The sequence below is a fragment of the Thermoanaerobacterium aotearoense genome (genome assembly GCF_009905255.1).
GTDB lineage: Bacteria > Bacillota > Thermoanaerobacteria > Thermoanaerobacterales > Thermoanaerobacteraceae > Thermoanaerobacterium > Thermoanaerobacterium aotearoense.
This window is the reverse complement of the sequence record NZ_CP047602.1, coordinates 1,659,129-1,673,190: the sequence shown is the minus strand read 5'-3', so window position 1 is coordinate 1,673,190 and position 14,062 is coordinate 1,659,129. Positions and strand designations below refer to the sequence as shown.

Annotated in this window: 13 protein-coding genes; all 13 read left to right on the top strand. The window is 35.3% G+C overall.

Annotated elements, in window-relative coordinates; genetic code table 11:
• Nucleotides 1-40: 40 nt before the first annotated feature.
• The 13 genes from GSH73_RS08480 to spoIIGA all read left to right on the top strand — a co-directional run bounded on the left by GSH73_RS08480 (nt 41) and on the right by spoIIGA (nt 14,055).
• Nucleotides 41-1,495 (top strand): UDP-N-acetylmuramoyl-L-alanyl-D-glutamate--2,6-diaminopimelate ligase, encoded by a 1,455-nt coding sequence (locus tag GSH73_RS08480; RefSeq protein WP_014758441.1) that lies wholly within the window; start codon nt 41-43, stop codon nt 1,493-1,495.
• Nucleotides 1,492-2,865, top strand: coding sequence for a UDP-N-acetylmuramoyl-tripeptide--D-alanyl-D-alanine ligase (locus GSH73_RS08475; protein ID WP_014758442.1), 1,374 nt, complete (start codon nt 1,492-1,494; stop codon nt 2,863-2,865). Before GSH73_RS08480 ends, GSH73_RS08475 begins: the two co-directional genes overlap by 4 nt.
• Nucleotides 2,862-3,812 (top strand): phospho-N-acetylmuramoyl-pentapeptide-transferase, encoded by a 951-nt coding sequence (gene mraY / locus GSH73_RS08470; RefSeq protein ID WP_014758443.1) that lies wholly within the window; start codon nt 2,862-2,864, stop codon nt 3,810-3,812. The genes GSH73_RS08475 and mraY overlap by 4 nt, the downstream gene beginning before the upstream one ends.
• A 50-nt stretch (nt 3,813-3,862) precedes the next feature.
• The gene (murD, locus tag GSH73_RS08465; protein WP_014758444.1) at nt 3,863-5,227 is read left to right on the top strand and encodes a UDP-N-acetylmuramoyl-L-alanine--D-glutamate ligase; all 1,365 of its coding nucleotides are present in this window, start codon (nt 3,863-3,865) and stop codon (nt 5,225-5,227) included.
• A gap of 5 nt (nt 5,228-5,232) precedes the next feature.
• Nucleotides 5,233-6,339: a stage V sporulation protein E gene (gene spoVE / locus GSH73_RS08460; protein ID WP_014758445.1), complete on the top strand. Its 1,107-nt coding sequence runs from the start codon at nt 5,233-5,235 to the stop codon at nt 6,337-6,339.
• 4 nt (nt 6,340-6,343) lie between these two features.
• Nucleotides 6,344-7,438 carry an undecaprenyldiphospho-muramoylpentapeptide beta-N-acetylglucosaminyltransferase gene (gene murG, locus GSH73_RS08455; protein ID WP_014758446.1) on the top strand — a complete coding sequence of 365 codons (1,095 nt, stop codon included), beginning with the start codon at nt 6,344-6,346 and terminating at the stop codon, nt 7,436-7,438.
• 70 nt (nt 7,439-7,508) lie between these two features.
• Nucleotides 7,509-8,759, top strand: coding sequence for a UDP-N-acetylglucosamine 1-carboxyvinyltransferase (gene murA / locus GSH73_RS08450; RefSeq protein WP_014758447.1), 1,251 nt, complete (start codon nt 7,509-7,511; stop codon nt 8,757-8,759).
• Between the two features lie 62 nt (nt 8,760-8,821).
• A complete protein-coding gene (locus GSH73_RS08445; RefSeq protein WP_014758448.1) occupies nt 8,822-9,541 on the top strand; it encodes a cell division protein FtsQ/DivIB in 720 nt (239 codons plus the stop codon).
• Nucleotides 9,542-9,558: 17 nt separating this feature from the next.
• Nucleotides 9,559-10,278 carry a DUF881 domain-containing protein gene (locus tag GSH73_RS08440; RefSeq protein ID WP_014758449.1) on the top strand — a complete coding sequence of 240 codons (720 nt, stop codon included), beginning with the start codon at nt 9,559-9,561 and terminating at the stop codon, nt 10,276-10,278.
• Nucleotides 10,278-10,625: a small basic family protein gene (locus tag GSH73_RS08435; protein WP_013787843.1), complete on the top strand. Its 348-nt coding sequence runs from the start codon at nt 10,278-10,280 to the stop codon at nt 10,623-10,625. Before GSH73_RS08440 ends, GSH73_RS08435 begins: the two co-directional genes overlap by 1 nt.
• 22 nt (nt 10,626-10,647) lie before the next feature.
• Nucleotides 10,648-11,874, top strand: coding sequence for a cell division protein FtsA (gene ftsA, locus GSH73_RS08430; protein WP_014758450.1), 1,227 nt, complete (start codon nt 10,648-10,650; stop codon nt 11,872-11,874).
• Between the two features lie 17 nt (nt 11,875-11,891).
• Nucleotides 11,892-12,980, top strand: coding sequence for a cell division protein FtsZ (gene ftsZ / locus GSH73_RS08425; RefSeq protein WP_014758451.1), 1,089 nt, complete (start codon nt 11,892-11,894; stop codon nt 12,978-12,980).
• Between the two features lie 232 nt (nt 12,981-13,212).
• Nucleotides 13,213-14,055 (top strand): sigma-E processing peptidase SpoIIGA, encoded by an 843-nt coding sequence (gene spoIIGA / locus GSH73_RS08420; RefSeq protein WP_014758452.1) that lies wholly within the window; start codon nt 13,213-13,215, stop codon nt 14,053-14,055.
• Nucleotides 14,056-14,062 lie beyond the last annotated feature (7 nt).

Here is a 14,062-nt window from a genome sequence, read left to right as displayed (position 1 = left end):
CTATACTATTAGATGTATATAATGAATTAGGAGGCCTATTATGAGACTTGTGGATATATTAAAAGATGTGAAATATACGATTGTGAAAGGAAATATCGATGTTGATGTAAAAGGCATTTGTTATGATTCGAGAAATTCAAAAGAAGGTTCGCTGTTTGTAGCAATTAAAGGGTTTAAGTTTGACGGTGCTGATTACATAAATGATGCTGTAGAAAAAGGAGCCATTGCCGTCGCAGTTGAACATGAAGTAAGCATAGATAAAGACATTACCGTCATAAAAGTAGAAAATGCCAGAAAATCATTGGCTAAAATTGCATCAAATTATTACGGTGATCCTTCAAAGCAGCTTTTTATGATAGGTGTGACGGGAACAAACGGTAAGACTTCTGTCACCTACATGATAAAGTCCATACTTGAAAGCCAGAACAATAAAGTTGGGTTGATAGGGACGATTCACAATATGATTGGCGATAAAGTTTATCCAACTGAGAGGACTACTCCTGAGTCATTAGATCTTCAAAGATACCTTCGACTCATGGTTGATGAGGGTGTGAAATACGTGGTGATGGAGGTTTCATCGCATTCATTGGCGTTAAATAGAGTAGATGAATGCAAATTCGACATAGCAGTTTTTACAAATTTAACTCAAGATCATTTAGATTTTCACAAGACGATGGATGAATATGCCAATGCAAAGGCGAAACTTTTTAGGATGGCAAAGACAGCTTGCGTGATAAACATAGATGATGATTATTCTTCATTTATGATAGAAAATTCTAATGCTAAAGTTGTAACGTACGGCATAAAAGATTATGCATACATAATGGCAAAAGACATCAAAAACGATATTAAAGGTGCGAAATTCACTGTCCAAATTGAAGATATAAAAAGTGAAATAGCTTTAAAGATACCAGGGTTATTTAGTGTTTACAACTCACTGGCGGCTATTTCAGTAGCATTTATATTGGGTATACCGCTTCAGTCCGTAAAAATGGCTCTTAAGGATGTCAAGATAAAAGGCAGATTTGAAGTTCTTGACTTGGAGGTGCCTTACAATGTGGTAATTGACTACGCACATACTCCGGACGGACTTGAGAATTTAATGAAGGCATTTGGTGAATACAATACTGGGAAAAAGATATTGCTTTTTGGATGTGGTGGCGACAGAGATAAAGGCAAACGCCCTAAGATGGGAGAAGTTGCTGGCAAATATGCTGATTTTGTAATTATAACTTCGGACAATCCAAGGTCGGAAGAACCTATTGATATAATAAGGGAAATTGAAAAAGGCATTAAAAATACAAAGTGCCCCTATACAATCATTGAAGATAGGAAAGAGGCCATAAAGTATGCACTATCTATAGCAAAGGACAATGATGTAGTGATTTTAGCAGGCAAAGGGCATGAAACATATCAAGTATTAAAAGATAAAGTTATAGATTTTGATGAAAGAGACATAGTAAGAGAGATATTAAATGGAGATGAAAAAAGTTGATTTTAACAGTTAAAGAAATATTAGATGCAACAGAAGGAAAATTGCTATCTGGAGATATAAATATATGCGTAAGCGGTATAAGCACTGATTCGAGGACAATTAAGTCTGGAGACTTGTTTATACCTTTAAAAGGTGAAAGATTCAATGGAGAAGAATTCATAGATGATGCCTTAAATGTAGCTTCTGCTTCTCTTACAGAATCTATCAATTATATCAGACATGATAATAAGCCGATTATATTTGTCAAAGACACAAAAGACGCTTTACACAGGATAGCTAAGTATTACAGAAGCAAATTCGACATTCCGTTTATTGCCGTAACTGGCAGCAGTGGAAAAACTACGACTAAGGACATGATTTACGATGTTTTGTCGATGAAGTACAACGTCTTAAAGACAATCGGAAATTTCAACAATGAGATTGGCTTGCCGCTTACATTATTTAAGCTTAATGATGATCATGAGATGGCTGTTGTCGAAATGGGAATGAGCGGATTTGGTGAGATAAGAAGATTAAAAAACATTGCATCTCCTAATGTTGCGGTATATACGAATATTGGAGTTGCTCATATTGAAAAATTAGGTTCTCGTGAAAATATATTAAAGGCAAAATCAGAGCTTATTGAAGATTTTAAAGATGGCGATACAATCGTAATTAATGCAGATGATGATATGCTGATAAAATTGCTTGACAAAAAAGGTCCTAAATTTGTGACATACGGCATAAATAATGGCAATATAAAAGCTTTTGATATAGAGTTAAAAGAAGAATCTTCAAAGTACAAGGTTTTGATTGATGGATGTGTATTAGACGTAGAATTAAATGTACCTGGCAAGCATAACATATACAATTCATTAGCGGCAATTTGTATAGGAATCCAATTTGATGTCAATAAAGATGATATAAGGAAAGCATTGTCTGAGTTTCAACCAAGTGCTATGAGATTAAATATAATAGATGCTTTTGGTATAAAAATTATAAACGATGTTTACAATGCAAATCCTTCATCTATGAAAGCTGCTTTGTCAGTTTTAGGTGGATATGCCGGCAAAAGAAAAATAGCCGTTTTAGGCAATATGTTAGAGTTAGGACAGTATGCAGACGTTGCGCATCGAGAGGTTGGAGAGCATGTTAAGGAGAATGACATTGATGTGCTTATAACGGTTGGAGATTATGCTTTAAAGATAGCTGATGGCGCCGTAGAAAAAGGGATGGATAAAAATAATGTCTTTAGATGTGGTAATAATGCAGAAGCCATTGATGTCATAAAAAATATTATGAAAGAAAGTGATGTTTTTTTAGTTAAAGGTTCAAGAGGGATGAAGATGGAAGAAATAGTGAAATTTTTGCAGGAGAGTGCTTATAAATGATACAAAAGATGATATTTTCGACAATTGTCTCCTTTTTAATTTCTGTCATATTGGGGCCAATCGTTATTCCGTGGTTGACTAAATTGAAGTTTGGCCAAAGCGTAAGAAGCGATGGACCTAAGACACACCTTAAAAAGGCCGGAACACCTACAATGGGTGGAATAATCATAATTATCTCTTTGTTCATTGCAGATATTGTATTTTCAAAATGGGATAGATACATGGCCTTGTTAATCATGATAACATTAGGATATGGAGTAATCGGATTTTTAGATGACTACATAAAAGTGCGGTATAAAAGATCGTTAGGTCTTACCGCCAGGCAAAAGCTTTTAGGTCAATTTGCATTAGCGATTTTGTTTGCGTATTTTTCAAAGAATATAGTCGGCACTGATGTGATAATTCCATTTTTGAAGCGAGAAATTGACTTAGGCTACTTTTACATACCGTTTATAATGTTTGTAGTTGTTGGAACTGTAAATAGTGTTAATTTAACGGACGGACTGGATGGACTCGCATCAGGAGTATCTTTTATGGTTACCGCTTTTTTTACATTAATAGGCTTTTTTATGAACAATACATCATTAACTGTGTTTGGTGCAGCAATTACTGGTGCACTTCTTGGATTTTTGAAGTTTAATAGATACCCTGCTGAAGTGTTTATGGGGGATACAGGTTCGCTTGCAATTGGTGGCGCTGTAGCGGCTTTGGCTACAATGACTAAATTGCCTGTTATTTTAGTAGTGGTGGGAATTGTCTACGTCGCTGAAGCGTTATCGGTCATAATGCAAGTTGTGTCCTTCAGACTTACAGGTAAAAGGATATTTAAAATGAGTCCTCTCCATCATCATTTTGAGCTTTCTGGTTGGTCAGAGACTAAAGTCGTATTTTTATTTTGGATAGTAACTTTGATAGCAGTATTTGTGTCATTTTATGGGATAAGTTAAATATATCTAAAAAAATAGAATGCAAATTTTTTATGATTTAGGAGGAAAATATGGACTTTTGTGGTAAAAAAATTGTTGTAGCGGGATTTGGGTTAAGTGGCAAAGCTCTTTGCAGGGTTTTGTTGATGTTAAATGCTGAAATATTTGTGTTTGATTCGAAAGAAGAAGATAAGTTTGGCGATGATTTAAAAGAATTTAAAGAAAAAGGTGTGACATTTTGCTTTAAAAAGGTCACAGACGAACTTTTAAATGGCACAGAAATGGTTATTGTTAGTCCTGGGATTTCTATGGACTCTGATATAGTCCTATTATCAAAATCAAGGGGTATTGATGTAATAGGCGAGGTGGAGTTTGCTTACAGGCTATCAAAAGCTCCTATATACGCTATAACTGGGACGAATGGAAAGACTACGACAACATCATTGCTTGGTGAAATATTTAAAGCGTCAGGTGCAAAAACATATGTTGCAGGGAACATAGGATATCCTCTTGTTGAAGCGGCAATAAATGCTAATGCGGAAGATGTAATTGTGGCAGAGATAAGCAGTTTTCAGTTGGAAACAATAAAGGAGTTTAAACCTGAAATAAGCGCGATAATAAATATAACTCCGGATCATTTAAATAGACACAAGACATTAGAAAACTACATTGAGATTAAAGGGCGGATTTTTGAGAATCAAACTTCTGACCAATTTACTGTCTTAAATTATGATGATAAAAATATTTCTTCTTTGTTTAAAAAGGCTAAATGCAATGTTTTTCCTTTTAGCAGAAATAGAGTTTTAGAGTATGGCACATATCTTGAAAATGGGAAAATCATAATTTCTGCAGATGGAGAAAAAAAGACAATAATAGACGTTGAAGACATATATATTCCAGGGAATCACAATGTAGAAAATGCCATGGTAGCAGCTACAATGGCGTATTTAGCAGGCATTGATATTAAAGTCATAAATGAAACGTTGAGGACATTTAAGGGTGTAGAACATAGGATTGAATTTGTAAGAACCATAAATGGAGTAAAATATTACAATGACTCAAAAGGCACAAATCCAGATGCGGCAATAAAAGCTATTGAAGCCATGAAAGGGCCAATCATATTGATTGCTGGTGGATATGACAAAGGTGTAAGTTTTGATGAATTTACTGCTTCTTTTAAAGGTCGTGTAAAAAAATTGATTTTGCTTGGCGAGACAAAAGACTTAATTTACAAATCTGCCATAAAAGAAGGGTATTCAGAAGACGATGTTATTTTTGTAGAAAGCATAGGTGATGCTGTTTATGCTGCTTATAATGCGGCTAAACCCGGTGACAATGTGCTTTTATCGCCTGCCTGTGCAAGTTGGGATATGTTTAGAAATTATGAAGAGAGAGGCAGACTCTTTAAAGATGCAGTAAATTCTTTGAGGGGGTAAGCTTAGTGAATCGTAAGTATCCCGTTGATTACAATATACTTATATCTGTTTTGGTTCTTGTATCCATAGGTGTTGTGATGGTATTTAGCGCAAGCTCTGCAAATGCATATTATCAGTACCACGATTCATTCTACTTTTTGAAACGTCAGCTTTTGTGGGCAATTATCGGCTTTTTTGCCATGACGTTTATGATGAATTTTGATTATCATAAATTGAAGAAGTTGTCAAATGCGCTTTTGATATTGTCCATAGTTTTACTGATAGTAGTATTGCTGCCGGGAATAGGAAGTACGAGGTACAATTCTACCAGATGGATTGAAATAGGTGGATTCACCCTCCAGCCGTCAGAAATAGCTAAATACGCCATAATACTGTTTTTTGCAAAATATTTTGACAACAATCCTAATTATGCAAAAAGCTTCAAAAAGGGAGTTCTTCCTGTGCTATTGATTGCCGGAATATTCTTTTTACTTATTATGAAGCAGCCAAATTTCAGCACTGCTGGTACAATATTTATCATCTCTATAATAATCTTATTTGTGGCAGGTGCAAAGTTATCATTTATGGCCACGTTGTTTGGAGTTGGTGGTTCTGCGGCTATTATCGTTGTGACCAGCATAAAATACATAAGGCAAAGGGTTTTCACTTTTTTAAATCCTTGGCAGGACATAAAGGGACATGGCTATCAAATTGTGCAGTCTCTGTATGCTTTAGGTTCAGGAGGGCTTTTTGGAGTCGGTTTAGGCAGAAGTCGCCAAAAATTCATGTATCTGCCGATGCCGCAAAATGACTTTATTTTCTCAATAATCGGTGAAGAACTTGGTCTTATCGGGACGGCTTCTATATTATTACTTTTTCTGTATCTCATAATAAGAGGCCTTAGAGTCGCGGCAAAAGCTCCGGATGTATTTGGATGTCTTATTGCTACTGGCATTGTAGGAGTAATTGGCGTTCAAACCTTGATAAATGTTGCAGTTGTAACTTCATCAATGCCGGCTACTGGCGTATCTTTGCCGTTTATCAGCTATGGTGGAACATCTACAGTCTTTATGATGGCTGCAATGGGCATATTATTAAATATATCACGGTACGCAAACATGGATAGGAGTTGATGAAATGAGGTATTTGCTGACAGGCGGAGGCACAGGCGGTCACATATATCCGGCAGTGGCGATTGCAAATGAAATCATGCGAAATGAGAAAGATGCAGAGGTATTATTTGTAGGAACAGAAAATGGACTTGAAAAAGAATTGGTGCCGAAATCAGGCTATTCACTTAAAACGATAAGAGTAAAGGGATTTAAGCGCAAATTATCGTTTGATACAATAAAGACAATTAAGATAGCTTTTGATGGCTTGATAGATGCAAAAAAAATAATAAATGATTATAAGCCAGATGTAGTAATTGGAACGGGAGGATATGTGTGTGGTCCTGTAGTCATTACAGCAGCTCTTATGAAGATACCTACGCTAATTCATGAGCAAAATGCTTATCCAGGACTTACAAATAGAATACTTTCAAGGTTTGTAGATATTGTGGCTGTTGCATTTGATGAATCGAGAAAGTATTTTCGAAATAAAGGCAATGTCTTTGTGACAGGTAATCCCGTTAGAATGGAGATTTTGAATGGTGATAGAAAAAAGGCATTGAAAAAATGGGACTTTGACGAGACGAAAAAAATAGTGGTTTCTGTAGGGGGTAGCAGAGGTGCTGCCAAAATTAATGAATACATGGTTGAGGTGATAAAAAAGTCGAAAGAAGAATTTCAGATTCTCATGATAACAGGAAAAAATCAGTATGACAGTGTAATAAAAATGATCAAAGATTACGATATAAGAATAGGAGAAAATATTAAGATAATTCCGTATTGTTATGAAATGGGTGACATTTATTCAATTGCAGATGTAATGGTATGTAGATCAGGTGCAATTACTCTTGCAGAATTGTTAGCTACATCAACTGCATCAATTTTGATTCCGTCTCCGAATGTTACTCACAATCATCAAGAGTACAATGCAAGGGTTCTTGAAAAAAATGGTGCAGCTTTGGTAGTCCTTGAAAAAGACTTAGATGGAGATGTTTTGTACAATAAGATATTATCCATCGTAAATGATTCTGGTAAGCTTAAAAACATGAAGGCAAATGCAAAAAAACTATCGAAGATAGATGCCGCCAATGAAATCTATAGGCTTGTTTGCACGTTAAAATAGGCAATGTAACCTCCTGAAGCATAGGTGCATATTATGAATTGTACAGCTTAACAGGAGGTGATAAGATGGGATGAAATATGTCATTAAAGGAGGAAATAGATTAAAAGGTGAGGTACGGATAAACGGTGCGAAAAATTCTGTATTGCCAATACTTGCTGCAACACTATTAAACAAAGGTGTGAGTATTTTACACTCTTGCCCAAGATTAAAAGATGTTTATTCTATGATAGAAATATTAAGACACTTAGGCTGTACAGTAGAATTTGATGGGTCAGACATCATAGTAGATTCCAGCGGTATTATTGATTATCACATTCCAGACAGACTAATGAGAGCAATGAGATCATCCATTTTTTTGATGGGAGCATTGGTGGCAAGAAATAATATTGCTCAGATTAGCTTTCCAGGAGGATGTGATATAGGGCATAGGCCTATCGATTTGCATATAAAAAGCTTGAAAAAGCTTGGAATATCGATAGACGAATCATATGGATTTATCAACTGCGAAAGCAAATCGATTTGTGGCAACGAAATACATCTTGATATACCCAGTGTTGGTGCAACTGAAAATATAATGCTGGCTGCATCCATGGCTGATGGCACTACAGTTATAGGAAATGCTGCAAAGGAACCGGAAATAGAAGATCTACAGAATTTTCTAAATTCGATGGGGGCTAAGATTTCAGGTGCAGGTACAAATACCATTGTGATAAGGGGAGTAAAAGAGCTGCACGATACTGAATACACCATAATACCTGATAGAATAGTTGCAGGGACTTATCTTATAGCAACTGCTATTACAAAGGGTGAAGTAGTTATTGAAAATGTCATTAAGAGGCATATAGATTCTCTTTTGTCAAAACTAAATGAGTGCGGCTTTAAAGTATCACATGGCAATGATTTTATAAAGCTTAATTCTACTGGTAGAGCCAAGGCAGTTGACATGATAATAACTCTCCCATATCCGGGGTTTCCAACGGATCTTCAGGCACAGATGGTTTCACTTTTATCTACCGCAGATGGAACCTCCATAGTTACGGAAACCATTTTTGACAATAGATTCAAGTACACAGAAGAATTGGTAAGAATGGGGGCAGATATTAAAGTGGATGGGCGAATCGCTGTGGTAAAAGGAGTTGACAAACTTACGGGAACGAATGTTGTTGCAAAAGATTTAAGAGGTGGTGCAGCACTGGTCTTAGCCGGATTGGGTGCTATTGGCACTACAATTGTAGAAGACATAGAACATATTGATAGAGGATATGAAGATTTTAGCGAAAATTTAAAAAATCTTGGTGCTGACATAGAAAGGACTATGTAAAACAGCCGATGCTGTTTTACATCATCTAAAATTTGTACAAGCATACGATAGAGGCGATGTATATGATGGAAGAAAGGCAGTATAAAAAGAAAAAGAGGTTTAGTGTTTTTATCGTGTTTTTGCTTATTTTTTCAATCATACTTTATGTAATTTTATTTAGAACATCATTATTTGATGTAAAAAACATATACGTTTATGGGACAAGAACAGTAGATAAGAGCGATGTCATAAGGCTTTCGGGTATAGAGATAGGCAGCAATATTTTGAAGATCAATAAGTCTGATGTAATTAAATCTATCATGAGGGATCCGTACATTAAAGATGTTTCTATTAACATACTTTATCCGTCAAAGGTAGAAATAAGAGTAGATGAGAGACTATTGGCAGGGCAAATAAGCTATAAAGACAAGTTTTTATACGTAGACACTGATTGTGTTGCTGTTCAGTTAGGCGACTACAACAATAAGTTGCCAATATTAAGTGGTATTAATATTGAAAAATTTGAAATAGGAAGCAAAATCGACAATTTAAGTAATAATAAGGATATAGCAAAACTATTGCCGTTAATATATAATAAGAATATATATAATGCTATAATCGTTAATGGCTCGAAGATTACATTAAAAACGAACTCGGGAATAAATGTAGTATTGGAGAATGTTGATGACATTAACTACTCATTGAATTTTTCTGAAAAAATATTAAATGATTTAGAGAAAAAAGGCTATAACAGTGGAAATGTTCTTATAGTCAGCAACGGAAATCCAATTTATACGCCATAAGAAATGGAGGAAGTGCAGTGAAAAAGAGCTTTTTTGTTTCTATTGCTTTTGTATGTGTCGTCCTTGGCATAATGATATCGACACAGTTTAGAAATGTGAAAAACAGCGATAGCTTGACTGTACAAAGAGCTGAGGAACTTACAAGCAAATTAAATCAAGTTCAAAAAGAGAGAGATGAATTAAAAAAGCAAATAGATGATTTAGAATCGAAAATATCTGATTACGAAAATTCTGCGGCTAAGTCAAGCACAGTAACGAAATCCCTTAAGGATGACCTTGACAAGTACAAAGAATTAGCAGGACTTTCTGACGTTGAAGGGCCCGGTATCATAGTCACAATAAATGATGGCAATACGCAGCTTCAGCCTGGTGCTGATCAAAGTGCTTTTTTGATTCACGATGAAGACCTTCTAAATATAGTTAATGAGCTTAGAGCAGCAGGAGCCGAAGCAATATCTATAAATGATCAAAGACTTGTTGCCACATCTGAAATACGAATGATAGGCAATACCATTGATATTAATTCAGTTAGATTTACACCGCCATATGTGGTGAAAGCTATTGGAAATCCAGATACGTTGGAAGCTGCGTTGCGACTTAAAGGTGGAATCATAGATACATTATCAAATTGGGGAATTCAGGTTAACATTAAGCGCTCTGATAAAATATTAGTCAAAAAATATGACGGCGTTTTAACGTATAAATATGCGAAACCTTACGAAGGAGGGAATAATTGATGGCTTTAATTATCATTTTAAGTTTAGCTTTAGGACTTGCAATAGGCTTTTTCTTGCCAATTAATTTGCCTCCTGCATATACATCATACCTTTCCGTTGCCATACTGGCTGCACTAGATTCTGTTTTCGGTGGAATTCGTGCCAGCCTTGAAAATAAATTCAATAATGCTATTTTTATTTCAGGCTTTTTTGGAAATGCTATATTAGCTGCAGTTTTAGCTTATATAGGTGATGTGTTAGGAGTTCCGATTTATTTGGCTGCGATTTTTGCTTTTGGCAGCAGATTGTTTACAAATTTTGCTTATATTCGGAGATATATTTTGAATAATTTTTCTAAAAAACAATAAACTCCGAGGGGAGGAGAATTAATTGAATGAAATCATAACAGGTATTGATATTGGAACATCAAAAGTATGCACTATAATTGGCCAATGTGACAAAAATGGAGAGCTGAGGATAATTGGCATTGGAATGTATCCATGCAATGGCATGAGAAAGGGAGTTGTTGTTGATATAGAGACAACTGCTTTTTCTATTAAAAAATCTGTCGAACAGGCTGAAAGAATGGCGAATCAAAAGGTTACATCGGTTTATATAAAAATTCCCGGCGGCCTTACTGAAATATATAGAAATAGAGGTCTTGTTGCTGTAACAAGGGATGACAAAGAGATAACCGCACAAGATGTGGAAAGAGTGTTGCAAGCTGCTAAAATAATGGCTTTGCCATCTGATAAACAGATAATTGAGCTTATTCCTATTGAATACATAGTAGATGGTTATGGAGAAATTAAAGATCCTGTAGGTATGGCAGGGATAAGGCTGGAAGTTGATGCGGCGATTGTAACGGGCAGCTTGACAGCAGTACAGAATATGGAAAAATGTGTTAAGAAAGCCGGTTATACCATGTCGGGAATCATAGTAGAGCCATTAGCTACGGCGGAAGCTATAATGACCAAAGATGAGAAAGAACTGGGGGCAGCACTTATCGACATAGGCGCTGGTGTGACAGATATAGCAGTCTTTAAGTCTGGTAATTTGATATATACAGGCATGATACCTGTTGGTGGAAATCACATAACCAACGATTTGTCGATCGGGTTAAAGATTTCTTTCGAAGAAGCCGAAATTATAAAGAAGAAGTATGGTTCCGTGGTGAAGGTAGAGGATGACGAGACAGTAAAAATAGCAAATATAGCAAATCATAGTTCTCAAGAGACCAGACTTAATGATATAATAGATATAATAGAAGCAAGAACAAGTGAAATTTTTACGATGGTTTATGAGGAGATGAAAGACTCTAATGTTATAGACCAGATTTCAACAAATATTGTAATAACCGGAGGAGGAATATCTTTTATAAAAGGCAGTCTGGATTTAGCAGAAAGCATTTTAGGCAAAAATGTAAGGCTGGGTTTACCTAATGCTATTGGAGTTTCTACGCCTGTATATTCAACTGCAGTAGGAATCGTTAAATATGTTTTTGCAAATCGAAAGTATCTATATAAAAAGCAAGCTGAGATTCCGAAAGAAAAGGACAAAAAGAAAAGTGGGGTATTGTCAAAAATAAAAGACTGGTTTAATGATTTTTGGATATGATATGAGGAGGGTCTTATATGATAGGTATTGAAACAGATATGGAGCAATTTGCAAATATTAAAGTTATTGGTGTTGGCGGTGGCGGTGGGAATGCTGTAAACAGGATGATTGAGGCAGGACTTAAAGGTGTAGAATTCATTGCGATTAATACGGACAAGCAAGCACTTTACATGTCAAAGGCTGAGACAAAAATACAGATTGGCGACAAACTGACAAAAGGCCTTGGTGCAGGTGCAAATCCTGAGATTGGAAAGAAGGCAGCCGAAGAGACGAAAGATGAGATAGAAAAGATTATAAGCGGTGCTGATATGGTATTTATCACTGCAGGTATGGGTGGCGGTACAGGTACAGGTGCTGCTCCTGTAGTAGCTGAGATAACTAAGCAATTAGGTATTTTGACTGTTGGAGTTGTCACAAAGCCGTTTACCTTTGAAGGAAAAAAAAGAATGACTCACGCTGAAATGGGGATAAGTGAGCTTAAAAAACACGTAGACGCACTTGTCACGATTCCAAATGATAGACTGTTGCAGGTGGCAGAGAAAAAGACATCGATGTTAGATGCGTTTAAGATTGCAGATGATGTTTTAAGACAAGGTGTCCAAGGTATTTCTGACTTGATTGCAGTGCCTGGTCTTGTCAATGTTGATTTTGCTGATGTTAAGACCATCATGATGGAAACAGGTCTTGCACACATGGGCATAGGAATAGCATCTGGTGAAAATAAAGCTACCGAAGCAGCTAAGCAAGCGGTTCAAAGTCCACTTTTAGAAACATCGATAGAAGGTGCGAGAGGAATATTGTTAAATATAGCCGGTGGAACTAACTTAAGCATATTTGAGGTTAACGAAGCAGCTAATTACATATATGAAACGGCAGATCCTGATGCAAATATCATATTTGGTGCAGTTATTGATGAAAGCTTAGAGGATCAGATTAGGATTACAGTAATTGCAACAGGGTTTGAAAAGAGATTTGAAAGTGAAAAGAAACCGAAAATAGAAAAGGAAATCGCAAAACAAAGCGAAGTTAAAGACATAAACGAGGTTATAAAGTTTGACAATGACGACCTTGACATTCCTACTTTCTTGAGAAGAGGTAGAAAGTAAAAATAGAAACACCTTAATTAATATTTTAATTAAGGTGTTTTTTAATGCCTTTTTAACTACATTAATTAACATTAATGTATAAAATTCTTTAAAAAGATATTAACAACAGATAAAATTTAGTGCCAAATTATAACATTTTTATCGATATTTTTTTATTATAATAGGAATAAAGGGTTGTGGAATGAATATACATAGTTTAGGTAGTTTTTAAAATTATTTGGAGCTGATAGGAGTGTACGCCGATGTAATTTTTATTGAAAACTTGATTATAAATTATATAATTTTATATTTGACTAAGAGATTTTCCAGATCGAATGCCAATAATGCAAAGTTGATTTTTTCGTCTGCTTTAGGTGCTTTGTATGTGATTCTAATATTTTTTTCTTTACCTAATATAATTTATTCACTTGCATTTAAAATAATAATATCTATTTTAATGGTAGCAATTGCATTTGGATTTAACAGATTTTATGAGTTTATAAAAGTCTTAAGCATTTTTTATCTGGTTTCATTTATAATAGGTGGAACGGCTTTTGCATTGATTTATGTTGTTAACATAGACATCAGGCAGATCATAGTGGCAGCAGTATTGCTTGCAATACTTCTGACTTATATTAGTTGGGGCTATATATCAAAAAAGAATATAGAAAGCAGTATTCTGTATAGACTACATATAGACATGGATAATAAAGGTAAAGATGTAAAGGCAATATTGGATACAGGCAACACATTGCATGATCCTATTTCTAATTATCCTGTTGCAATAGTAGAATACGATGCTATAAAAGAATTGCTGCCAGAAAAATTAAAAAATGTGTTTGATTCTATGAGAAGTGAATCCATATTTGAAATGACTAAAGTCATAGATGACGATAAATGGCTTAAGAGGTTGAGATTAGTGCCTTTTAATTCTATTGGAAACGACAGCGGGATTTTGATAGGGTTTATACCTGACAATTTGGAGATTGATGGATATAGAAAATCGCAAAAGAATGTGATTGTAGGAATATATTTCAAAAAGTTAAATGAGACTTCAGATTATGAAGCACTTATAGGTACAGAATTGCTAAATTAATGGAGGG